General features: G+C 62.5%; 20 protein-coding genes. 17 read left to right on the top strand and 3 right to left on the bottom strand.

Translation table 11 applies throughout. The annotated features are described in order from the left end of the window. Window positions 1-567 precede the first annotated feature (567 nt). The 6 genes from ABDZ98_RS04105 to ABDZ98_RS04080 all read left to right on the top strand — a co-directional run bounded on the left by ABDZ98_RS04105 (window position 568) and on the right by ABDZ98_RS04080 (window position 3,500). Window positions 568-705 carry a hypothetical protein gene (locus ABDZ98_RS04105; protein ID WP_160589174.1) on the top strand — a complete coding sequence of 46 codons (138 nt, stop codon included), beginning with the start codon at window positions 568-570 and terminating at the stop codon, window positions 703-705. A gap of 11 nt (window positions 706-716) precedes the next feature. After that, window positions 717-1,250 carry a DUF2975 domain-containing protein gene (locus tag ABDZ98_RS04100; RefSeq protein ID WP_160589173.1) on the top strand — a complete coding sequence of 178 codons (534 nt, stop codon included), beginning with the start codon at window positions 717-719 and terminating at the stop codon, window positions 1,248-1,250. After that, complete coding sequence (locus ABDZ98_RS04095; RefSeq protein ID WP_160589172.1) at window positions 1,250-1,480, top strand: helix-turn-helix domain-containing protein; 231 nt, start codon at window positions 1,250-1,252, stop codon at window positions 1,478-1,480. The genes ABDZ98_RS04100 and ABDZ98_RS04095 overlap by 1 nt, the downstream gene beginning before the upstream one ends. A gap of 315 nt (window positions 1,481-1,795) precedes the next feature. Next, entirely contained in the window at window positions 1,796-2,311 is a 516-nt protein-coding gene (rplJ, locus tag ABDZ98_RS04090) for a 50S ribosomal protein L10 (protein ID WP_160589542.1), read from the top strand. 75 nt (window positions 2,312-2,386) lie between these two features. Next, window positions 2,387-2,764 carry a 50S ribosomal protein L7/L12 gene (rplL, locus tag ABDZ98_RS04085; RefSeq protein ID WP_160589171.1) on the top strand — a complete coding sequence of 126 codons (378 nt, stop codon included), beginning with the start codon at window positions 2,387-2,389 and terminating at the stop codon, window positions 2,762-2,764. 172 nt (window positions 2,765-2,936) lie between these two features. Next, window positions 2,937-3,500 (top strand): MOSC domain-containing protein, encoded by a 564-nt coding sequence (locus tag ABDZ98_RS04080; protein ID WP_160589170.1) that lies wholly within the window; start codon window positions 2,937-2,939, stop codon window positions 3,498-3,500. A 17-nt stretch (window positions 3,501-3,517) separates the two neighbouring features. Here the strand turns inward: ABDZ98_RS04080 and ABDZ98_RS04075 are convergent, their stop codons facing one another. Continuing rightward, a complete protein-coding gene (locus ABDZ98_RS04075) occupies window positions 3,518-4,078 on the bottom strand; it encodes a c-type cytochrome (protein WP_237437293.1) in 561 nt (186 codons plus the stop codon). A gap of 207 nt (window positions 4,079-4,285) precedes the next feature. Between ABDZ98_RS04075 and ABDZ98_RS04070 the strand changes: the two genes are divergently transcribed. The 5 genes from ABDZ98_RS04070 (at window position 4,286) to ABDZ98_RS04050 (ending at window position 9,993) form a co-directional block, all read left to right on the top strand. Continuing rightward, window positions 4,286-5,671, top strand: a complete 1,386-nt coding sequence (locus ABDZ98_RS04070; protein WP_160589169.1) for an MATE family efflux transporter — start codon at window positions 4,286-4,288, stop codon at window positions 5,669-5,671. 160 nt (window positions 5,672-5,831) lie between these two features. Beyond that, on the top strand, window positions 5,832-6,119 hold the full coding sequence (gene groES / locus ABDZ98_RS04065) for a co-chaperone GroES (RefSeq protein ID WP_160589168.1): 288 nt from the start codon (window positions 5,832-5,834) through the stop codon (window positions 6,117-6,119). 52 nt (window positions 6,120-6,171) lie between these two features. Then, complete coding sequence (groL, locus tag ABDZ98_RS04060; RefSeq protein WP_160589167.1) at window positions 6,172-7,821, top strand: chaperonin GroEL; 1,650 nt, start codon at window positions 6,172-6,174, stop codon at window positions 7,819-7,821. 128 nt (window positions 7,822-7,949) lie between these two features. Then, window positions 7,950-8,720 carry a class I SAM-dependent methyltransferase gene (locus tag ABDZ98_RS04055; protein WP_160589166.1) on the top strand — a complete coding sequence of 257 codons (771 nt, stop codon included), beginning with the start codon at window positions 7,950-7,952 and terminating at the stop codon, window positions 8,718-8,720. Between the two features lie 292 nt (window positions 8,721-9,012). After that, a complete protein-coding gene (locus ABDZ98_RS04050) occupies window positions 9,013-9,993 on the top strand; it encodes a serine hydrolase (protein WP_237437292.1) in 981 nt (326 codons plus the stop codon). A 147-nt stretch (window positions 9,994-10,140) separates the two neighbouring features. Here the strand turns inward: ABDZ98_RS04050 and ABDZ98_RS04045 are convergent, their stop codons facing one another. Next, window positions 10,141-10,392 (bottom strand): hypothetical protein, encoded by a 252-nt coding sequence (locus ABDZ98_RS04045; RefSeq protein WP_160589164.1) that lies wholly within the window; start codon window positions 10,390-10,392, stop codon window positions 10,141-10,143. Window positions 10,393-10,608: 216 nt separating this feature from the next. Here ABDZ98_RS04045 and polA point away from each other — a divergent pair, with 216 nt between their 5' ends. Together polA and ABDZ98_RS04035 are read left to right on the top strand one after the other, a co-directional pair. Further along, window positions 10,609-13,464, top strand: coding sequence for a DNA polymerase I (gene polA, locus ABDZ98_RS04040; RefSeq protein ID WP_160589163.1), 2,856 nt, complete (start codon window positions 10,609-10,611; stop codon window positions 13,462-13,464). A 50-nt stretch (window positions 13,465-13,514) separates the two neighbouring features. Continuing rightward, complete coding sequence (locus ABDZ98_RS04035) at window positions 13,515-14,594, top strand: mechanosensitive ion channel family protein (protein WP_160589162.1); 1,080 nt, start codon at window positions 13,515-13,517, stop codon at window positions 14,592-14,594. A gap of 66 nt (window positions 14,595-14,660) precedes the next feature. Here the strand turns inward: ABDZ98_RS04035 and ABDZ98_RS04030 are convergent, their stop codons facing one another. Beyond that, the gene (locus ABDZ98_RS04030; RefSeq protein WP_160589161.1) at window positions 14,661-16,976 is read right to left on the bottom strand and encodes a CDC48 family AAA ATPase; all 2,316 of its coding nucleotides are present in this window, start codon (window positions 16,974-16,976) and stop codon (window positions 14,661-14,663) included. A 616-nt stretch (window positions 16,977-17,592) separates the two neighbouring features. On the opposite strand from ABDZ98_RS04030, the gene ABDZ98_RS04025 reads away from it, so the two are divergent. From ABDZ98_RS04025 to ABDZ98_RS04010, 4 genes are read left to right on the top strand one after another with little or no spacing between them, the layout of a single operon-like run. After that, window positions 17,593-18,312, top strand: a complete 720-nt coding sequence (locus tag ABDZ98_RS04025) for a CoA transferase subunit A (protein WP_160589160.1) — start codon at window positions 17,593-17,595, stop codon at window positions 18,310-18,312. Further along, complete coding sequence (locus ABDZ98_RS04020; RefSeq protein WP_160589159.1) at window positions 18,313-19,962, top strand: hypothetical protein; 1,650 nt, start codon at window positions 18,313-18,315, stop codon at window positions 19,960-19,962. It abuts the gene before it with no gap. Between the two features lie 14 nt (window positions 19,963-19,976). After that, the gene (locus ABDZ98_RS04015) at window positions 19,977-20,627 is read left to right on the top strand and encodes a CoA transferase subunit B (RefSeq protein WP_160589158.1); all 651 of its coding nucleotides are present in this window, start codon (window positions 19,977-19,979) and stop codon (window positions 20,625-20,627) included. A gap of 4 nt (window positions 20,628-20,631) precedes the next feature. After that, window positions 20,632-21,315: a glutathione S-transferase family protein gene (locus ABDZ98_RS04010; protein WP_337190136.1), complete on the top strand. Its 684-nt coding sequence runs from the start codon at window positions 20,632-20,634 to the stop codon at window positions 21,313-21,315. Window positions 21,316-21,318: the final 3 nt, after the last annotated feature.

Raw genomic sequence — 21,318 nt, 5'->3', positions numbered from 1 at the left:
GGAGCCGGACCACAGCCTTGACTAATCATCTCACGGAAACCGGGCTTCCTTCCCTGGCGTGCCCCCGCGTATGGCGCGCCTTGCTCGAAGCTGTCCGGTTGGCTTGCTACATAGGTAACGGGGGTGCGTGAGTCAAACATTGCCTTCTTTGCGCACGCCCGGATGGGCGTGCTTGTTTGTTTTCCGCACGCCCATCCGGGCGCGCGTCCTCGCCGCTATTCCCTTCGTTTCGCTTTGCTCCACTGCGGGGCGGCTGCGGGCGGCCTTTGGCCTTGCGGTCGGCTGGTCGCCGACCGAGCCAGAGCGATACGGAAATGGCCGGGAATGGTTCGGGCTGCGTCCAGCAACCCGCAAGCGCGAACGCGCGCCGGGCGTTAGCCCGAAAGCCTGAGGCCCCGGATGGGGCCGCCGGCGTTTGAGGCCAAACAAACAAATCCGAATGCGCGTGCGGAAAACAAACAACCCCCCACCCCAATCCCCTACATATCGTTTATCGATATTATCGATTGACAATAAATCCGACTCGCCTTATTGAATATCGATATCGACCATATTGGAGAACGATCAATGACACGTATTTTTAAGAACGGCCTCGCCGCGATTGCCGCCATCGCCCTGTTCGCGGGAAGCTTTGGTGCGGTGATCAATATCCCCGCCGATCCGGTCCTTTCGGGCGTTTCGGTATCCGCGCCCACTATCGCCTGAAGGAGGCAGACATGAACAAGCTTACAACAGACCCGCTGATGGGATCGGCCCGCATCCTGCTGGTGATCCTGATCGGCCTGACCATTCTTGGAATGGCCTTGCTTGCCATCGTCGCGGGCGCTTTGCCTACCGTGCTGCGTGAGCAGGCCATTATCTCGCTGACAGAGGTCGGTGCGCCCGCCAGTGCAATCTGGGCGCTTGTTGCGGCCGTCGTCATGCTGGTTGGCCTGCTGTTCCTGGCCTACCGGTTCTTTCGTGAGCTCTATGCGATCGTGGCGACCGTCAATGAAGGCGACCCCTTCCAGCCCGAGAACGGCAATCGCCTGGCAAAGATGGGCTGGCTGGCTCTGGCGGCGCAGATATTGGGCGTACCGATCATGATAATTGGCGGCTGGTTCAGCCAATTCACCCCGGAGGATGGCAGCGTCGATTTGAACGTGGGAATTTCCGGCGGAGGAATATTGCTGGTGCTGACCCTGTTCATCCTCGCCCGGGTGTTCCGCAAAGGCGCAGAAATGCGCGAAGAGCTGGAAGGAGTGGTCTGATGCCGATCAACGTAAGACTGGACGACCTGCTGCACGAACGCCGCATGACGCTGACCGAACTGGCCGAACGTGTGGGTCTGACACTGGCCAATCTCTCGATCCTGAAAACCGGCAAGGCCAAGGCGATGCGCTTTTCCACGCTGGAGGCCATCTGCCGCGAGCTGGAATGCCAGCCGGGTGACCTGCTGGGCTATGAAGAGAAGCGCACAGACGGAGTGGTTGACGCCTAAATGGCTTGACTCATCCACCCCGAAAGCTAAAGGCCCGCCCTCGACCGGCGGGTCTTTTTGCTTTGGCAGGAAGTTTGCCGGTCATCCGTCCGAGACAGTTGGTGGAGGCAATTGGGCCTTCTTAATTTCCAGCCTAGACGGGGACAGAGATTTCCGGCGATGCCATTTGCGTATCGCCCTTGTGCTGCCACTTGCTGGTTCGCACGCCTCCTTCCCCCTCAACGGACTCGCCCGTGTCGCATGTGCGGCATGGACAAACATGAGCCGGTCGCGCGGGTTTTCAAAACCATCGCGGCCATAGTGAAGGAGTACGGCATGGATCGTTCGCAAAAAACCGATGCGGTCGCTCAGCTGAATGCAGTCTTCAACGAGGTTAGCGTGGTGGTTGTCACCCGTAATCTCGGCCTGACGGTGGACCAGTCCACCGCCTTGCGCACGAAGATGCGTGACGCCGGTGCGTCCTACAAGGTTGCGAAGAACCGCCTCGCCAAGCTCGCCCTCAAGGATACCGATTACGTCGGCCTGGAAGAATTTCTCTCCGGTCCGACCGCACTGGCCTGGTCTGTTGACCCGGTCGCGGCCGCCAAGGCCGCTGTCGATTTCGCGAAAACGAACGACAAGCTGGAAATCGTCGGTGGTTCCATGGGGACGGTGGTGCTCGACGAAGCAGGGATCAGGGCGCTTGCCTCGATGCCTTCTCTCGACGAGCTGCGTGGCAAGATCGTGGGTCTCATCAACGCCCCGGCAACGAAAATTGCCCAGGTTGTCAATGCGCCCGCGGCCAAGCTTGCACGTGTATTCGGGGCCTATGCGGCCAAGGACGCAGCGTAAGCGGTTTAACGCATCAGCGAATTACCCGGACGCACAACGCATCCGGACCAGTCAATTTTATTGGAGTGAAGCACAATGGCCGATATTGCCAAGCTTGTAGAAGACCTGTCGCAGCTCACCGTTATGGAAGCTGCCGAACTCGCCAAGGCGCTTGAAGAAGCGTGGGGCGTTTCCGCCGCTGCAGCTGTTGCTGTTGCTGGCCCTGCAGCTGGTGGCGGCGATGCCGCTGCTGCTGAAGAGCAGACCGAATTCGACGTCATCCTGACGGGCGACGGTGGCAAGAAGATCCAGGTGATCAAGGAAGTCCGCGCCATTACCGGCCTGGGTCTGACCGAAGCCAAGGGTCTTGTTGAAAGCGCGCCGAAGCCGCTGAAGGAAGGCGTCAACAAGGCTGAAGCCGAAGAAATCAAGGGCAAGATTGAAGCAGCCGGCGGCACCGTCGAACTGAAGTAATCTGGTCCTGCCATTTCGGCAGACAAGAACAGGACAAGGGCGGTGCTTCCATCTGGAGGCGCCGCCCTTTTCTTTTGCGCCGCATTTGCTTGCGCCAGATTGCGCCGGTCGGCGTGCAAGGCACAGCTTTCGCTTGCTCACGCCGATATTGCGCGGCACCTGAGGCGGTGCGATGGCGGATGAAAGTGGCAATAGCGGCGCAGAAGTGGTGGCAGTGGCCGCCAGCATCGACCATCGTTTTTCCAAGCAGGCCGCGCCCGGCATCACCATTATCGCCGGTCTGGGCGTGCAGGGCGATGCCCATGCCGGAGAGCGGGTTCAGCACCGCTCTCGCGTGGCGGCCAATCCGGACCAGCCCAATCTGCGCCAGCTCCACCTGATCCACGCGGAATTGTTCGACTGGCTGGAGACTCATGGCTTTGCCATCGGGCCGGGAATGCTGGGCGAGAATATAGCCACGCGCGGTATCGCCCTGCTGGACCTGCCGCTGGGAACATTGCTGCACATTGGCGATGATGTTGTGCTGGAGGTGACGGGCCTGCGCAATCCCTGTGCCCAGATCGAAGCTTTCCGCCCCGGCCTGCTAAGTCATCTTGCGCGCAAGCAGCCGGACGGAGCGATCGAACGCCTGGCCGGGATCATGTGCGTCGCCATTGCAGGCGGGACGGTACAGCCCGGCGACGCGATCGTCACCGGGCTGCCCGAAAAGCCTCACATGAAGCTGGGGCCGGTGTGACCCGGCCTGCCCGCGCCTTACTTGGTCTTCAGATAAGCGATAATCGCCGAGCGATCGGCGGCGGGAATACCCGGCAGCGCCATGGTGGTGCCCGGAACAACGCCAGCCGGATCACCCAGATAGCGTTGCAGAGTCGCTTCGTTCCACGTCAGGCCTGCTTCGCGCATGGCCGGGCTGTAGGAGAAGCCGGCAACGCTGCCCGAACGGCGGCCGACAACACCCGCGAGCGAGGGACCGATACCGCTCTTGCCGGGCTCCACCGAGTGGCAAATGGCGCATTGCGTGAATGCTGCGGGCGCAGCCATCGCCACGGCCGGCGCAGGTGCCACGGCGGCAGAAGGCGTGGGGGTTGGCGTGGCGCTCGGCTCGGCAGCAGGTTCTTCTGCGCCGTCTTCGGCTTCACCGTCCGCGACTTCACCGGCCATGTCGCCTTCGCCTTCAACGGCGGCGAGTTCATCCTGGGTCACGACTTCCGCGGCGTCGTCACCGGCGGATGCTTCGTCCTGATCGGGCGAGGAGCAGGCGGCAAGCGCCAGACAGAGAGCCGAAGCGGTGACAAGACTACGATAGTTGCGCATGGAATTCCCATTCCTGTTTGAAATACGAAGCCCGCTCCTATCGCCAGTGCACGGCCATCCGCAAGTACCAACGCACGAACACGTGCCAACGCCCGGATTTGTGTCCAAGCTGCCGCAGTGAAGTGGTAAATTTCATCTGCAACCGGTTCGGCGCTTTCGTCCTGCTGGCCGCCCGCCTATCCGGGCCGGCTTTTTGCAAGACACGCCATGAGACCCATTGCTCACCCCGAACCGCTCGGCTGGAAGGCCGAATGCATCGAGACCCTGCGCATCGCGGGGCCGCTGGCGCTCGCCAATCTGCTGCAGATGCTGACCTATGCGATCGACGTGGTGTTCATTGCCCGGCTGGGCGCGGCGGAGCTGGCCGCGGCATCGCTGTCGGTTTCCATGTTCGGCCTGCTGGTGTGGGCGTTGCAGGGGCTGACAGGATCGGTCGCCCCGGTAGCGGCGGCAGAGCTGGGCGCACGCGCACCCGCCCTGCGCCCGATCAGGCGCGCTGTGCGCATGGCCATGTGGCTGGCCGTGGCGGGCGGCGTGGCGGTCATGATAATGTGTGCGCAGGCAGAACGCTTCATGCTGCTGACAGGGCAGGACGCCCATATTGCCGCGCTTGCGGGCGATTACATGGCCGTGCTGATCTGGGCCGTGGTGCCGATGGTCATGTCCGGCGTGATGCGCAATTTCGTCTCCACGCTGGGCCGGCCGATCTTTGCCACCCTGATCACCGCGCTGGGCATTTTCGTGAATGCGCTGGGCAATTACGCGCTGATCTTCGGCAATCTGGGCGCCCCTGCGCTGGGCCTGGAGGGTGCGGCGATTGCCACGGTCATCACCTCGCTGGCGATCCTTGCAGCCTATGTGATTGCGATCAGGATCGATCCGCGCCTGCACCGCTATCACGTGTTCGGCTTCTTCTGGCGGCCGGACTGGAAGCGGCTGATGGAGCTGGTGCGCATCGGCACGCCGATTGCCCTGACTATCGTGGCCGAGGCCGGTGTGTTTGGCGGCGCCGCCTTCCTGATGGGGCTGATCGGCGCGCAGCAACTGGCCGCCCATGCGCTGGCCATGCAGATCGCCGCCATGGCGTTCCAGGTTCCGCAGGGCGTGGGGCAGGCGACGACCATCAGGGTCGGCTATTATGCCGGCGCGCGCGAGAATACCGGCGTGCGCCGCGCCGGCTGGGCTGGCATCGCCATGGGCACGTGCTTCATGGTGCTGACCGCATCGGCCATGCTGCTGGTGCCCGAATATCTGCTGATCATCTATATCGACCCTTTCAGTGCCGAGAATGCGGCGCTGGTCGGCTTTGCCACCTCGTTCCTGGTGGTGGGCGCCTGCTTCCAGCTGTTCGATGGATTGCAGGTTGTGGCGCTGGGTGCGCTGCGCGGCCTGAAGGACACGCGCGTGCCGATGTGGATCGCGCTGTTCTCCTACTGGGTGCCCGGATACGGGCTGGCGATCGGGCTGGGCTTCTTTACCCCGCTTGGCGGCGTGGGCGTGTGGATCGGCCTGGCCGCCGGACTTGTCTTCGCATCGGGCCTGTTGCTGCGCCGCTGGCATCAGCGCGAAGTGCTCGGTCTGATCTCGCGCTGATCTCAACGCGCCGGGCTCAACACGCTGGCTCGATTCAAAAAAATGTCCCCGGCGGTGGTTGACGGTGCTGCCCGGCCCAACCATATGCGACCCCGTTGGCACTCTTGATAGGAGAGTGCCAAGAGAAACAACCATTCAATCCAAGGAAGAGGTCATCACTATGGCATTCCGTCCGTTGCACGACCGCGTTCTGGTTCGTCGTATCGAAGCAGAAGAGAAGACCGCTGGCGGCATTATCATCCCCGACAGCGCCAAGGAAAAGCCCAGCGAAGGCGAAGTCGTCGCCGTTGGCACCGGCTCCAGGGCCGAAGACGGCACCGTCACCCCGCTCGACGTCAAGGCTGGCGACCGCGTGCTGTTCGGCAAGTGGTCCGGCACCGAGGTCAAGCTGGATGGCGAAGACCTGCTGATCATGAAGGAAAGCGACATCATGGGCGTGCTCGGCTGATCGCCGCCATTCCCCGCTTACCTTGTAAACAACCCAATTCAGGAGAAACATCATGGCTGCCAAGGACGTAAAGTTCGGCCGCGACGCGCGCGAACGCATTCTCAAGGGCGTTGATACGCTCGCCAATGCCGTAAAGGTTACGCTCGGCCCCAAGGGCCGCAACGTCGTGATCGACAAGAGCTTCGGCGCACCGCGCATCACCAAGGACGGCGTTACCGTCGCCAAGGAAATCGAGCTCAAGGACAAGTTCGAGAACATGGGCGCACAGATGCTGCGCGAAGTGGCTTCCAAGGCCAATGACGCTGCTGGCGATGGCACCACCACCGCCACCGTGCTGGCTCAGGCCATCGTGCGTGAAGGCATGACTGCGGTTGCCGCGGGCATGAACCCGATGGACCTCAAGCGCGGCATCGATCTCGCCGTGCTCAAGGTTGTCGAAAACCTCAAGAGCCGTTCGAAGGAAGTCTCCGGCTCCTCCGAAATCGCCCAGGTCGGCATCATCTCCGCCAATGGCGACCGCGAAGTAGGCGAGAAGATCGCCGAAGCGATGGAGAAGGTCGGCAAGGAAGGCGTGATCACCGTCGACGAATCCAAGGGCCTCGAATTCGAGCTCGAAGTTGTCGAAGGCATGCAGTTCGATCGCGGCTATCTGTCGCCCTACTTCGTCACTAATCCTGAGAAGATGACGGTTGAACTGGATAACCCCTACATCCTGATCCACGAAAAGAAGCTGTCCAACCTGCAGCCGATGCTGCCGGTTCTGGAAGCCGTGGTGCAGGCCGGGCGTCCGCTGCTGATCATTGCCGAAGACATCGAAGGCGAAGCTCTCGCTACGCTGGTGGTCAACAAGCTGCGTGGCGGCCTGAAGATCGCTGCCGTGAAGGCTCCCGGCTTTGGCGATCGCCGCAAGGCAATGCTGCAGGATATCTCCATCCTGACGAAGGGTGAGATGATCTCCGAAGACCTCGGCATCAAGCTGGAAAGCGTTACGCTGGGCATGCTGGGTGAAGCCAAGACCGTCACCATCGACAAGGACAACACCACCATCGTTGATGGCGCCGGTGCTCCTGCCGATATCAAGGCCCGGGTCGAGCAGATCCGCGCCCAGATCGAGACCACCACGTCCGATTACGACAAGGAAAAGCTGCAGGAACGTCTGGCCAAGCTGGCCGGCGGTGTTGCCGTGATCAAGGTCGGCGGCGCGTCTGAAGTCGAAGTGAAGGAACGCAAGGACCGCGTCGATGATGCGCTCCACGCTACCCGCGCTGCGGTTGAAGAAGGCATCGTCCCCGGTGGCGGTACGGCTCTGCTGTATGCCACCAAAGCACTGGAAGGCCTGAAGGGCGATAATGACGACCAGACCCGCGGTATCGATATCGTGCGCAAGGCGATCCTCGCCCCGATCCGTCAGATTGCGTCGAATGCGGGCCATGATGGCGCCGTGGTTTCGGGCAACCTCCTGCGTGAAGGTGACGAAACGCAGGGCTTCAACGCGGCAACCGACGTGTATGAGAACCTGGTGGCTGCCGGCGTGATCGATCCGACCAAGGTCGTTCGCATCGCGCTGCAGGATGCAGCTTCTGTATCCGGCCTGCTGATCACCACCGAAGCGGCCATTTCCGAAGTCCCTGAGGACAAGGGTGCCGGTGGCGGCATGCCCGATATGGGCGGAATGGGCGGAATGGGCGGCATGGGCTTCTAAGCCCTGTCACCATACAAACACCGAAACGGGGCCGGGGGAGAGATCCTTCGGCCCTTTTTTCATGCCGATTGCGCATTGGGTGCTTTGCGCTAGTCTGCGCCCCAATAATAATGTGGGGAGAGACAGACATGCGCAAGATCATAGCATTGGCACTGGCCGCCAGCCTTATGGCCGGCTGCACCCAGGAAGCCCCGGTTGAGGCCGAACCGGAATATTCGGCGCATCAGTATAATTCCGCCATCGTCGACATTGCCCGGCCCGATGCCGACAAGGAACGCGATGCCGCCCGCAAGCCGGGTGAACTGCTCGCCTTTGCGCAGATCGATCGCGGCGACGTGGTGGGCGATTACATCATGGGCGGCGGCTATGTGACACGGCTGCTGGCCATGTCCGTTGGCAGCGAAGGCAAGGTCTATGCCTTCCAGCCTGCCGAGTTCATCGCCTATCGCCCGGAATATGCGACCGAGCAGGATGCGGCGGTAGAGCCTTATCCCGATCAGGTGGTGGCATTGCGCGGCCCGATTGCGGAACCGGCTTTCCCGGAACCGCTCGACACCATCATCACGGTGATGAACCTGCATGACCTGTTCATTTCGCAAATGCCCGAAGGCACCGCTGAAAAGGCGATTGCGGCGCTTTATGCCGCGCTCAAGCCCGGCGGATCGCTGATCGTGGTGGACCACCTGGCCGCGCAGGGCGGCGGAGTGGAAGCAGCGGACACACTGCACCGGATGGATGCCGACCTTGCGCTGAACGCGCTGACCGCCGCCGGCTTTGTGCTGGAGGAGGAAAGCGACCTCTATTCGCGCCCCGAAGACCCGCGTGATGCCAATGTGTTCGACGAGTCGATTCGCGGCCAGACGGATCAATTGATGTGGCGCCTGCGCAAGCCGGCGTGATCGTCAAAGGCCTGACCGTGAAAGGCCCGATCGTGAAAGCGCAGTTCGCGGGCGCACTTATCCGCTCCGTTCGGTTCCCTGGCAGGGCCGGACGGAACAGATTCGCGAGCATTCAAGCCCCTAATTCATGAAATCCACGGAATTCTGTTCGTCTGGCCGAACGCAGGAGTCGCTTCGTCGCTAGATCGATTGCCGAAGGCGGTTGCGCCGTTAATCCTTTGCAAAGTGTGTTTTTGATACATTCGGGATCATGAGATTGAAACTGGCAGTCAAATTTCTGACAGCGATCGCAATGGTGGCGGCACCGCTGTCGCCTGCGCTGGCGGACGGGGTCGACCTTGAATCGAATTTCGATTCCTACTTCGGGACCGAACTGCGCGCGCCCCGCGATTATTCGCCGCAATATGCCAATCCGCTTGAACAGCAGATCGCCTCGCTTGCCGATGGCAGCAATGGCCGTATCGGCGTGGCGGCGGTGGACCTTTCAACCGGACAGCGGATTTCAGTGCTGGGGGACCAGCCCTTCCCCATGGCCAGCACCAGCAAGATCGCCATCGCGGCCACATATCTGGACATGGTCGATCAGGGCAAGTTGAGCCTCAGCAGCGAATTTCCGCTGATGCTGGCGGTACGATCCACCCCCTTCTCCACTGCCGCAGCGCCCGTTCGCCAGGGCCAGTACATGCCCGCGATCGAGCTGATAGACCTGATGATCACGCGCAGCTCCAATCCCGCCACCGATGCCCTGCTGGCTGCCGTGGGCGGCGTGGATGCCGTCAACGCCTGGGCGCGCCGCGCGCAGATAGAGGAATTCCGCCTCACCCGCGATATCGCCACGCTGGTGCGCGATGACGGGGAATTCGATCCGGCGGTGCATATTGACCTGCGCGACAGTTCAACCCCGGCGGCGATGGTGGAATTGCTCAGCGGAATTTACCAGGGCCGCTGGCTCACCCCCGCAAGCCGTTCCGTCATCATCGATGCGATGGAACGCTGCCGCACCGGCACCCGCCGCATTCCCGCGCTGATGCCGCAGGACGTAACCGTGGCGCACAAGACCGGATCGCTGAACAACACCTCCAGCGATATCGGCATTCTGACCGCGCCCGATGGCCGGTCCATCGCCGTGGCGATTTATGTCACGGGGCAAGGCAGCCGCAGCAACCGGGAAGCGCGCATCGCTTCCATCGCGCGGGCGATCTATGACGGCTACACCCAGCCGAGCAGGCATTATGCCAACGCCGAATATGGTGAGAGCGCTCCCGGCACCTGAGCAGGGATACGGGTTTCAGGCTCCAGAGGCTGAAAGCTGGACCATAACCGGGGCCGCAACAAAGGCCACAGCCACGCGCACGGCGGGCAAAGAAAAAGGGCGCAGCCTTTCGGCCACGCCCCAATTCAGTTGAACAGTCGCGAAGACTTATTCAGCAGCAGCTTCAACAGCGTCGCCAGCATCTTCCATGGCGGTGTCGACAGCTTCAGCAGCCGTATCAACAGCAGCAGCAGCATCGTCCATAGCGGTGTCAGCGGCTTCGCCCATGGCTTCTACGTTAGCTTCGGCATCGGCCATTGCAGCGTCTGCAACGTCAGCAGATTCATCAGCAGTTTCCGAGCAAGCAACGAGGGTCAAAGCAGCGCCGGCAGCGGCGGCAGCGAGAATGATCTTGCGCATGTATAAATTCCTTACACATCAAAATTACTGGGCCAGGCAAAATTCCCAAACCCAGAGCAGGCCTGATGACCAGCTCGCCGCCTAATTACTGCCACAATTGATCCAGCGCAAGCGGAATATGGCATAAATGGGGCGGAAACATTTCCGGCCCTTCGGCTGAGCGCACACGCCACAAGGGCAATGACCGGCGCGAATTAGGCTGCTAGCACCCGTGTCATGAGCGACAAAAACCATCTCTATCTGGTCGACGGGTCGGCCTATATCTTCCGCGCCTACCACCGTCTGCCGCCGCTCACCAATCCGCAGGGAACGCCTGTGGGCGCAGTCTATGGCTACACCACCATGCTGTGGAAGCTGGCCGAGGATCTGGACAAGGCGGTAGGCCCCACGCATCTGGCCGTCATACTCGACAAGGCGAGCCATTCGTTCCGCAACGATATTTACGATCAGTACAAGGCCAATCGCCCGCCTGCGCCGGAGGATCTGGTGCCGCAATTCCCGCTGATTCGCGATGCCACGCGCGCCTTTTCGCTCCCCTGTATCGAGGAGGAAGGGCTGGAGGCGGACGATATCATCGCCTCATATGCGCGCGCCGCCGCACTTCAGGGTTGGGACGTGACCATTGTTTCCAGCGACAAGGACCTGATGCAGCTGGTCAGCGAAGGCGGCAACGGCACCGGCGCGATCGACATGCTCGATACGATGAAGAACCAGCGGATCGGGCGCGAGGAGGTGATCGAGAAGTTCGGCGTCGGCCCCGAACTGGTGGGCGACGTGCTGGCGCTGATGGGCGATTCGGCAGACAACATCCCCGGCATTTTCGGCGTTGGCCCCAAAACCGCTACCAAGCTGATCCAGGAACATGGCAATCTGACCGCCGCGCTCGACTCAGCCGAGGCCATGAAGACCAGCAAGCTGAAGGAACGCCTGATCGAGCATCGCGCCGATGCGGAGATGAGCCGCATATTGGTGACGCTGAAGGAAGATGCCCCGCTGCCCCAGCCGCTGGAGGAATTCAGGCTGGATGGCGTGCCGAAGGAACCGCTCGCCGCTTTCCTGCAGGACCACGGTTTCACCAGCCTGCTGCGGCGGCTCGATGCCGGAAATGGCAGCCCGTCACGCAGCACCGATCTCAATCCCGCAAAGCAGGACAATGCTGGCGCCGATGCCGCGCCGCAGGGCAACCGGCAGGACATGCCGGAAATGCCCGCGGTGGACCGCGATGCCTATGAATGCGTGCAGACGCTGGACCGGCTGGAACACTGGGTTGCCCGCGCCCTGGCCGCGCGACTGGTGGCGGTGGACACGGAAACCAGCGCACTGGATGCGATCTCCGCCGATCTGGTGGGCATCAGTCTCGCTCTGGGTCCCAATGATGCCTGTTATATCCCGCTGGCCCACGGCGGCACGGACATGTTCGCCGAAAAGCCCGATCAGGTGGAACTCGCCGCCGCCATTGCCGCGCTGAAACCGCTGCTGGAAAGCGATGCGGTGCTCAAGATCGGGCAGAATATCAAATATGACATCAACGTCCTGGCGCGCCACGGCATTGCCGTTGCCCCGGTGGACGATACGATGATCATCAGTTTCGACCTGGACGCAGGCCGGTCTGAAGATGGCATCGGCGGCGGTCACGGCATGGACGAGCTGGCCCAGCGCCACCTTGGCCACAGCTGCCTCAGCTTCAAGGACGTGTGCGGAACCGGCAAGAAACAGATCCCCTTTGGCGAGGTGCCGCTGGAAAAGGCCACGCATTATGCGGCCGAGGATGCGGACGTCACCTGGCGGCTGCACCGTCTGCTCAGGCCACGGCTGGCCATTGAAGGCGGTACGCGTGTGTATGAGCAGGTGGACCGTCCGCTGATCGGCGTGGTGGCCGCAATGGAGCGTGAGGGCATCAAGGTGGACCGCGCCGCGCTGGCCCGCCTGTCCGAACAATTCGCCACCACCACCGCCCGGATCGAAACCGAGATTCATGAAATCGCCGGGCAGGCATTCACCATCGGCAGCCCCAAGCAGCTGGGTGACATCCTGTTCGACAAGCTCGGCTATAAAGGCGGGCGCAAGGGCAAGAGCGGGCAATATTCAACCGATCAGGCAATCCTGGAACGGCTGGCCGGTGAAGGCGCGCCCATCGCCAACAAAGTGCTGGAATATCGCCAGCTGACCAAGCTGAAATCCACCTATACCGATGCGCTGCAGGACAAGATCAACCGCGATACGGGCCGTGTGCACACGTCCTATTCGCTGGTCGGCGCGCAGACCGGGCGGCTGTCCTCCACCGATCCCAACCTGCAGAACATCCCCATTCGCACCGAGATCGGGCGCGAGATCCGCAAGGCCTTCGTGCCCGAAGCCGGCAATGTCCTGCTGGCCGCCGACTACAGCCAGATCGAGCTGCGGCTGGCCGCCCACATGGCCGATGTCGATACGCTGAAGGAAGCTTTTGCCGCGGGCGAGGACATCCATTCCCGCACCGCACGCGAGATGTATGGCGAGGTGACACGCGACACGCGCGCGCAGGCCAAGACCATCAATTTCGCCATCCTCTATGGTATTTCGCGCTGGGGGCTGGCGGGCCGTCTGGGGGTGGAAGCGGATGAGGCGCAGGCGATGATCGACCGCTATTTCGAGCGGTTTCCCGGCATCCAGCGCTATATCGTCCACACGCTGGAGCAGGTGCGGGAGCGTGGGTATTCCGAAACCCTGTTCGGTCGCAAGACGTGGTTCCCGCGCATCAATTCCAAGAACCAGGCGGAGCGGCAGGGCAGTGAGCGCGCCGCCATCAACGCGCCGATCCAGGGCACCAGCGCCGATATCATCAAGCGGGCGATGGCGCGCATGATGCCCGCGCTGCACGATGCGGGCCTGGCACCGAAAGACGGCTCGGGCGTGCGCATGCTGTTGCAGGTGCACGATGAACTGGTGTTCGAGCTGCCCGAAGGCGATGTTGCCGCGGCGGCCCCCGTGATTGAGCGGGTGATGGCCGAAGCCGCCCTGCCATCGGTCATCCTCGATGTCCCGCTGGGGATAGAGATTGGCACCGGGGACAGCTGGGATGCCGCGCATTAAGGCACCGCAAGCCTTGCAACCATGGGGCCGAGTCCATACTTGCCGCATCCATGTTTGATATCAATTCCCTGAGACTTCCCCCGATTGCGTGGAATGAAGTGGTCGTGGCCGCTTCCCTGCTGGGTCTGGCGGTGGTTGGCGGCCTGATCCTGCACAAGCTGATCTTCGGCCTGCTGCTGCGCCTGACCAGACTTTCGGCCTCCTCCATCGACGAGATGATTGTGCGCAAGCTTTACCGGCCCATGCGGCTGGCGATGGTCGCCATCGCGGTGGCCGTGGTGGCGCAGATCGATGCCAATATCGGCGCGGTGTGGCAGGCGGTGGATGTCTTCGCCTTCCCGATCATCGTCGGCTGGCTGACGCTGAGCATAGCGCGCGCGCTGGCCGGGGCGATGCAGATGAAGGTGGACCAATCCACCGACATTGCCGCTGCCCGCAGCCGCCGCACACGCATTTCGCTGGTATCGCGCGTCGTATCCTTCGTGATCATCCTGCTGACCATCGGCTGGGTAATGCTGGGCATTCCCGGCGTGCGCGAAATCGGCGTGACGCTGATGGCATCCGCCGGTCTTGCCGCCCTGGCCGTGGGCGCCGCAGCGCAGCCCGCGCTCAAATCGCTGATCGCAGGCCTGCAGATGGCGATTACCGAACCCTTGCGGATCGGCGATCTGGTGGTGGTGGATGGCCATACCGGACGGGTCGAGGAAATCCGCATGAGCTTTGTGATCGTGCGCACGTGGGATGAGCGCGCGGTGGTGGTGCCCACCGCCAACTTCCTGGACACAAGTTTTGAAAACTGGTCCCGCAAGAGCGAGGCGCTGACCGGCCCGGTATTCCTCCATCTCGATCCGGCGACCGAGATCGAGCCTATCCGCGAAGAGTTCCTGCGCTTCCTTGGCACGCAGGAATTGTGGGATCAGCGCACCGGCACGCTGCTGATGACAGAAGCCCACCCCGAAAGCGTGGAATTGCGCCTGGCAATGAGCGCCGACACGATTGGCGATCTGTTCAACCTGCGATGCGCCGTGCGCGAACACATGATCGAATGGCTGCGCAGCGAAATGCCTGGCGCACTGATCCGTCACCGGCTGGAAGTGGAAGCCGCCAACGCCCGGGTGGCGGGCAAGTAGCACCGCAGGCAGGCGCGACGGCGGCAAGAGCGGGGGCTGGCAAGGCCCCGCGCACCTTCGCCCATTCTAATCGTGCTTATTGTCGCGCGTTGATTCCAGCATGCCTTCGTGGATGAAGCCGATCGGTTTCACTTCCATCGCCTTGCGCTTCAGTTCGCCCTTCATGCGGCCATATTCGGCTTCCATCTGCTCGGTCACGGTCGGGCGGCTGTCCTCCAGCGCTTCGGCAAAATTGGCCGCCGTCACATTTTCAGGCGGGGTTTCTGCGCTGCGGATCGCCACCATGCCTGCACGGCGCACCACGTCTTCCAGATCGGCACCGGTATAACGCGGCGTGAGCGCGGCAAGTGCCGCCAGATCGACGTCATCGGCCAGCGGCATCTTCTGCGTATGGATCTTGAGAATATGCTCGCGGCCTGCCTGATCGGGCGCGCCGACATAGATCAACTCGTCGAAACGACCGGGACGCAGCAGCGCCGGATCGATCAGCGCGGGGCGGTTTGTGGCACCGATCACCACGATGGAGCTCAATTCCTCCATCCCGTCCATTTCAGACAGGATGGTGTTGACCACGCGGGCGGTGACCTGCGGCTCATTACCGCTTGATCCGCGCGCGGGAACCAGGCTGTCGATCTCGTCAATGAAGATCACGCAAGGCGCCACGGATCGGGCGCGGGCGAACATGCGGGATATCTGCTGCTCGCTCTCGCCATACCATTTGGACAACAGGTCGGAGCTTTTGATGGAGATGAAATTGGCTTCGGATTCCTTGGCCACGGCCTTTGCCAGCAAAGTCTTGCCGGTGCCGGGAGGGCCATAGAGCAGGAAGCCCTTGGCCGGACGGATGCCCAGCCGTTCGAACGCCTTGGGATTCTTCAGCGGCAGTTCCACGCCTTCGCGCAGCTTCTCTTCCGCCTCGTCCACGCCGCCGATATCGTCCCAGCCGATTGTGGGCGTCTGGACCATCACTTCGCGCATGGCGGAAGGCTGGACGCGTTTCAGCGCTGCGCGGAAGTCCTCCTTCTCGACGCACAGGTCCTCCAGTACATCGGCGGGAATCTCACGCGCTTCCAGATCGATGCGCGGCATCATCCGGCGCACCGCCTCGATTGCGGCCTCGCGGGCCAGCGCGGCAATATCCGCCCCCACAAAGCCGTGGGTGGAGCGTGCCAGTTCCTGCAAGTCCACGCCCTCGCCCAGCGGCATGCCGCGGGTGTGAATGGCAAGGATTTCGCGGCGGCCATTTTCGTCCGGCACACCGATCACGATTTCGCGGTCGAACCGGCCGGGGCGGCGCAGGGCCTCATCGATTGCATCGGGCCGGTTGGTGGCGGCAATCACCACCAGATTGGCGCGTGCCTGCAACCCGTCCATCAGCGTCAGCAATTGGGCGACAAGACGCTTTTCCGCCTCGCCGCTGACATTCTGGCGCTTGGGCGCAATCGAATCGATCTCGTCTATGAAGATGATCGCCGGCTGGGCGCGCTCGGCCTCCTCGAACACTTCGCGCAGGCGCTTTTCGCTTTCGCCATAGGCACTGCCCATGATCTCCGGCCCGTTGATGGTGAAGAATTCGGCATCGCTTTCATTGGCGACGGCCTGTGCCAGCCGGGTCTTGCCGGTTCCGGGCGGGCCGTGCAGCAACACGCCCTTGGGCGGATCAACGCCAAGGCGGGTGAACAATTCGGGGTAGCGCAGCGGCAGTTCCACCATCTCGCGCAATTGCTTGATGGTATCTTCCATCCCGCCGACATCGTCATAGTTCACCGTGCCGCGGCCATCGCGCGGCTCTTCGAATTCGGCGCGCAGTTCGACTTCGGTATTCTCGTCAATGCGCACGATGCCCTTGGGCACGGTGGAGATCACCTGCAGGCGTATCTGCGTGAGCGCATAGGCCGGCGCGTTGAACATGCGGCGCACTTCGGGCGGAACGTTCTGCACCGGCTGCTGCCCGTGGGTGGCGACCAGATCGCCAGCCGCCAGCGGATGGCCGAAGAACACGCGCTTCAACGCCTCTGTCGGGCCTTGCAGACGCATTTCACGCCGGGCCGGGGCGAATACCACACGCGTTGCCGCCTTGGGCTGCGCCTTGCGGATGGTGACATGCTCGCCCGACGATGTTTCGGCATTGGCGCGTTGCAGGCCATCCAGCCTGATGACTTCCAGCGCCTCATCCTCCTCATAGGCCTGCATGGCCAGCGCCGAGGTGACACGCTTGCCGACGATCTCTACCGGGTCGCCTTCGGTAATGCCCAGCGCCTGAAAAGCGCTACGCGGCATGCGCGCTACGCCGCGGCCGGATTCCTCCTGCCGTGCGGCGGCGACTTGCAGCCTGACCGTACCTTCCTCAACCTCGACCTCAACTGTGTCAGCATCTGCCATTTCGGTTCCCGTCCTGCCTTTTTCTCTCGATTGAAAGCTAGGTAGCGCGACTGCGGATTGCAAACGGGCATTTCGATCATGTGCGGCAGTGTCAGCGTCAATATGGTCAACATGCGTCTGGAAGGTGGGGTCTGGCGCAGGACAAGGCTGCGTTGATCGGGCATTTGCCATCCGGTGGAGCGCTGCACGGCGCGCAGGACATGGGCGAATTGCTGGATCAACAGGTCCGTCCGGGCCTTCCATTCCAACCGGCCAGCAAGCGGACCTGACCAGAGCGGTCCAAAAACAGCACAAAAAAAGGCCCGGTTGTTGCCAACCGGGCCTGGGAAGTTTTTGGGAGAGGATGCCTGAAAGGCAAGATTGATATGGTTTAGGGGGGCAGATTCCGCAAGTGCGAAAAGCGCAACTCGTATTGCAAAATATGCAACTCAAGCCATCATGCTGTTTTATAGCCTTTAATGCTCTTGTCTTCAGCGCTGTCGGTTGCAGAAGGCAATGCTTTTCTCCCCTTGCCGAGGCTGGATGTTGCGATGCAATATCCATCTGAGCGGGGTGACAGGGGGCGGCGCAGCTTCTATTCCTGCCAGAACTTCAATGCGCCGGAGACGCTACGCTGATGCAGAAACTATTTCCCGATGCCGCCGCCGCTCTCGATGGCCTGCTGCATGATGGCATGCTGATCGCTTCTGGCGGCTTTGGCCTGTGCGGCGTTCCCGAACGTCTGCTGAAGGCAATTCAGGACAGCGGCGTGAAGGAACTGACCTTCGCCTCCAACAATGCCGGGATCGACAATGAAGGCATCGGCATGTTGCTGCGCAGCCGCCAGGTGAAGAAGATGATCTCGTCCTATGTGGGTGAGAACAAGGAGTTTGAACGGCAATATCTGTCTGGCGAACTGGAGGTGGAATTCTGCCCGCAGGGCACGCTGGCGGAGCGCATGCGCGCTGGCGGGGCGGGCATTCCCGGCTTCTATACCAAGACCGGTGTCGGCACGCAGGTGGCAGAGGGCAAGGAGGTCAAAAGCTTCGATGGCCCGAACGGCACCGAAGACTTCATCCTCGAACACGGCATTTTCGCCGATCTTGCCATCGTCAAGGCATGGAAGGCGGATGAAACCGGCAATCTGATGTTCCGCAAGACCGCGCGCAACTTCAACCTGCCCGCCGCCACATGCGGAAAATTCTGCGTGGTGGAGGTGGAGGAAGTGGTGCCCGCAGGTGCGCTGGAGCCGGACTGCATCCATCTGCCCGGTGTCTATGTCCAGCGCATGATCGTGGGCGCGCCCTATGACAAGAAGATCGAATTTGTCACCACGCGGGAACGCGAGGCCGCCTGAATGGGCCCTGGTCGTTCCCGTACAAGGCATCTGCTTGGCGTGATGCTGGCGGCCACCATGCTTCAGGGCTGCCAGTCCCTGAACGTGCTTGCCGCCATCGATGGCCCCTATGTTCCGCCCGGTGAGAGGGCGGCGCAACCGGCTTCGCGCGCAGAAACAGCAGCAGATCTGGCGGTAGAGACGGTGCCTGCTCAGCAGATCGCCATAGAGGCGGACCCTGCTGGCGAAGCTGAGCCAGTGATCGCTGCGCCAGTGCCGACCCCGCTCCCGACCCCGGCACCTGCCCCGGCGGCGGCTGTGGTTGCAACTCCAGAACCTGCGGCCCCCGAACCCGCCGCACGCGCGCGTCCGGAACCGGTCATTGTGCTCACCCTGGAGGACGCGGACCCCGCGCTCGCCCGCTCGCTTGCGCGCGAAGAAGCGGCACAAATCGCCGCAGCACCTGAAATTGCACCTGAAATTGCGCCACAGGCGGAGCTGTTGCCGGAACCAGAGCCAGAGCCGGAACCAGTGCCCGCTCCTGCTGCAACACCGGAAGTCGCAATCGCCGCAGTGGTGCCCGAGCCGGTTGGCGCGGAGCCTGATGCCGAACTGATCGGGCCGCCGCCGCCAGAGAACCCGCGCGAGGATGAGTTCGCTTCCGCCTTCGATTTCATTGCCGATGACAGCGCTGAACCGGGCCGGACCGAACGCGAAGGCGTGATGCTGGCAGAAGCGCCGGTGGAGGAAGAGGCGGAGCAAACACTGGCGGTGCAGGAGGACCCACAGCTGGCCAGCGCGGCGATTGTGAATCTGCCGCCACCCGCCACGGCGACACCAAATCCAGATCCAGTTCCCGAACCATTACTTCCGGAACGCGTGGAGCAGGAGCCCGCGCCAGCCGCGCTGGCAGTGGCTGTTCCGGTTGCAGCGCCAGCGCCAGCACCAGCCGCCATCACTCCCGCAATCGCTCCCGCGCCCAGACCGGCCACCAGACCCACACCGACCCCGCCGCCATCATCGCAGCTTGAGCGCGCCGCAGAAACGCTGGGCCTGAGCGTGGTCACATCCATGCCTTCCCCGGCCAGTTCGCCATTCGACCTGGCACCGGGCACTGGATCAGAAGCCTACCAGCCGTTCTTTGACCACGTGATGGCCAAGCTCACCGCCCAGCCCAACGGCGGCGGACGGGAGAGCATGCTGCTGCTCGATCCGCCCAGCCTCGATCCCGCCTTGCAGATCTGCGGCAATCGCCCGCCCGCCGTCCTGATCGATCTGGACCCTGCCAATGGCCTGATGCCGCTGGTGGGCCAGAACAGGCCGAACGATTCGCTGGCCGCGCAGCTTGCGAACCTGCGCCAGCGCGGTGTCACCATCTACTGGATCAGCGGGCACGGTCCCGGACAGGCCAGCGCGATCCGCCGGCGGCTGGCGGACAGCGGGCTGGACCCGGACGGTGTCGATCCGCTGATCGTCACCCGCTTTGCCGGAGAGAGCAAGCAGGAGCGCCGCTATGGCCTGGGCGACAGCAATTGCCTGCTGGCGATCATGGGCGATCAACGCGCCGATTTTGATGAATTGTATGATTTCGTGCTCGATCCGATCATGGCAGCCCCGCTTGAAGGGCTGATCGGCGAAGGCTGGTTCCTTGCCCCTCCCCCACTCGATTGAAGGACACATACCGCATGCCTCAGGACTCAGCCGGCTGGACCCGCGATGAAATGGCCGCCCGCGCGGCGCGCGAATTGCAGGACGGGTATTATGTGAACCTTGGCATTGGCATCCCCACGCTGGTCGCCAACCATATTCCGGCAGGCATGCAGGTGACCTTGCAGAGCGAGAACGGAATGCTGGGCATTGGCCCCTTCCCCTATCCCGATGAGGTGGACGCGGACCTGATCAACGCCGGCAAGCAGACCATCAGCGAGCTGCCGCACACCGCCTATTTCGACAGTGCGGCCAGCTTTGCCATGATCCGCGGCGGGCATATCGACCTGACCGTGCTGGGCGCGATGGAAGTATCCGAAGGCGGCGACATCGCCAACTGGATGATCCCGGGCAAGATGGTGAAGGGCATGGGCGGCGCGATGGACCTGGTGGCGGGCGTGAAGAAGATCATCGTGGTGATGGAACATGTCTCCAAGCACGGCGAGCCCAAGTTCATCCCCCAATGCACATTGCCACTGACCGGCCGCAATGTGGTGGACATGATCATCACCGATCTGGCCGTGTTCCAGCGCCCGGACCATGACAGCCCGTTCAAACTGGTGGAGCTGGCCCCCGGCGTCAGCGCCGAAGAGGTGGCAGCCAAGACCACCGCCCAATATGTCAGCTGACGGCGTGGCCTACACGCTCATCACCGCAAACCGGAATTACTCCAGCTGGTCGCTGCGGCCGTGGCTGCTGATGAAGGCGCTGGATATCGCGTTCGAGGACCGGATTGAGCCGTTCACAAAGCCGGTGAATTACGATGAATTCCGCGCTTTCTCTCCCACCGGGCAAGTGCCGGTGCTGATCCACGGCAATCGCACAGTGTGGGATTCGCTGGGCATCGCGCTCTATCTGGCGGATCGCCATTTCGGTGTCTGGCCCAAGAATGAGGCCGCCTGCGCCTTTGCCCAATGCGCGGTCGCGGAGATGCACGGCGGCTTCTCCGCTCTGCGCAACCAGTGCACCATGAATGTCGGCGTGCGCGTGGCCATGGGGCCGCTCGATGCGGCGCTGGCAAAGGACGTGGCACGCATTCGCGAGCTGTTTGAACAGGGGCTGGAACAGTTCGGCGGCCCGTGGCTGGCAGGGCCGGCGTTCAGCGTGGCTGACGCCTTTTTTGCCCCGGTCGCTTTCCGCATCCGCACCTTCGGGCTGGATGTCGGCAAGGGGCAGGCATGGGTCGATCACATCCTCGCCCACCCGGCCATGCGTGAATGGGAAGAGGCCGCGCTGGCGGAAGACTGGCGCGAGCAGAGCCATGAGGAAGAGCTGGTCGCAACGGGCCAGATCACCGCCGACTACCGGCAGCAATAGGCG

The organism is Alteraurantiacibacter aestuarii, assembly GCF_039523595.1.
GTDB lineage: Bacteria > Pseudomonadota > Alphaproteobacteria > Sphingomonadales > Sphingomonadaceae > Alteraurantiacibacter > Alteraurantiacibacter aestuarii.
Note: the sequence above shows the minus strand (reverse complement) of the source record. Positions and strands in the feature narration are given on the sequence as shown.

Coding starts and splice junctions, on each gene's coding strand:
- ABDZ98_RS04105 (WP_160589174.1), top strand. CDS start 568: ATGACACGTATTTTTAAGAACGGCCTCGCCGCGATTGCCGCCATCGCC.
- ABDZ98_RS04100 (WP_160589173.1), top strand. CDS start 717: ATGAACAAGCTTACAACAGACCCGCTGATGGGATCGGCCCGCATCCTG.
- ABDZ98_RS04095 (WP_160589172.1), top strand. CDS start 1,250: ATGCCGATCAACGTAAGACTGGACGACCTGCTGCACGAACGCCGCATG.
- rplJ (WP_160589542.1), top strand. CDS start 1,796: ATGGATCGTTCGCAAAAAACCGATGCGGTCGCTCAGCTGAATGCAGTC.
- rplL (WP_160589171.1), top strand. CDS start 2,387: ATGGCCGATATTGCCAAGCTTGTAGAAGACCTGTCGCAGCTCACCGTT.
- ABDZ98_RS04080 (WP_160589170.1), top strand. CDS start 2,937: ATGGCGGATGAAAGTGGCAATAGCGGCGCAGAAGTGGTGGCAGTGGCC.
- ABDZ98_RS04075 (WP_237437293.1), bottom strand. CDS start 4,078: ATGCGCAACTATCGTAGTCTTGTCACCGCTTCGGCTCTCTGTCTGGCG.
- ABDZ98_RS04070 (WP_160589169.1), top strand. CDS start 4,286: ATGAGACCCATTGCTCACCCCGAACCGCTCGGCTGGAAGGCCGAATGC.
- groES (WP_160589168.1), top strand. CDS start 5,832: ATGGCATTCCGTCCGTTGCACGACCGCGTTCTGGTTCGTCGTATCGAA.
- groL (WP_160589167.1), top strand. CDS start 6,172: ATGGCTGCCAAGGACGTAAAGTTCGGCCGCGACGCGCGCGAACGCATT.
- ABDZ98_RS04055 (WP_160589166.1), top strand. CDS start 7,950: ATGCGCAAGATCATAGCATTGGCACTGGCCGCCAGCCTTATGGCCGGC.
- ABDZ98_RS04050 (WP_237437292.1), top strand. CDS start 9,013: ATGGTGGCGGCACCGCTGTCGCCTGCGCTGGCGGACGGGGTCGACCTT.
- ABDZ98_RS04045 (WP_160589164.1), bottom strand. CDS start 10,392: ATGCGCAAGATCATTCTCGCTGCCGCCGCTGCCGGCGCTGCTTTGACC.
- polA (WP_160589163.1), top strand. CDS start 10,609: ATGAGCGACAAAAACCATCTCTATCTGGTCGACGGGTCGGCCTATATC.
- ABDZ98_RS04035 (WP_160589162.1), top strand. CDS start 13,515: ATGTTTGATATCAATTCCCTGAGACTTCCCCCGATTGCGTGGAATGAA.
- ABDZ98_RS04030 (WP_160589161.1), bottom strand. CDS start 16,976: ATGGCAGATGCTGACACAGTTGAGGTCGAGGTTGAGGAAGGTACGGTC.
- ABDZ98_RS04025 (WP_160589160.1), top strand. CDS start 17,593: ATGCAGAAACTATTTCCCGATGCCGCCGCCGCTCTCGATGGCCTGCTG.
- ABDZ98_RS04020 (WP_160589159.1), top strand. CDS start 18,313: ATGGGCCCTGGTCGTTCCCGTACAAGGCATCTGCTTGGCGTGATGCTG.
- ABDZ98_RS04015 (WP_160589158.1), top strand. CDS start 19,977: ATGCCTCAGGACTCAGCCGGCTGGACCCGCGATGAAATGGCCGCCCGC.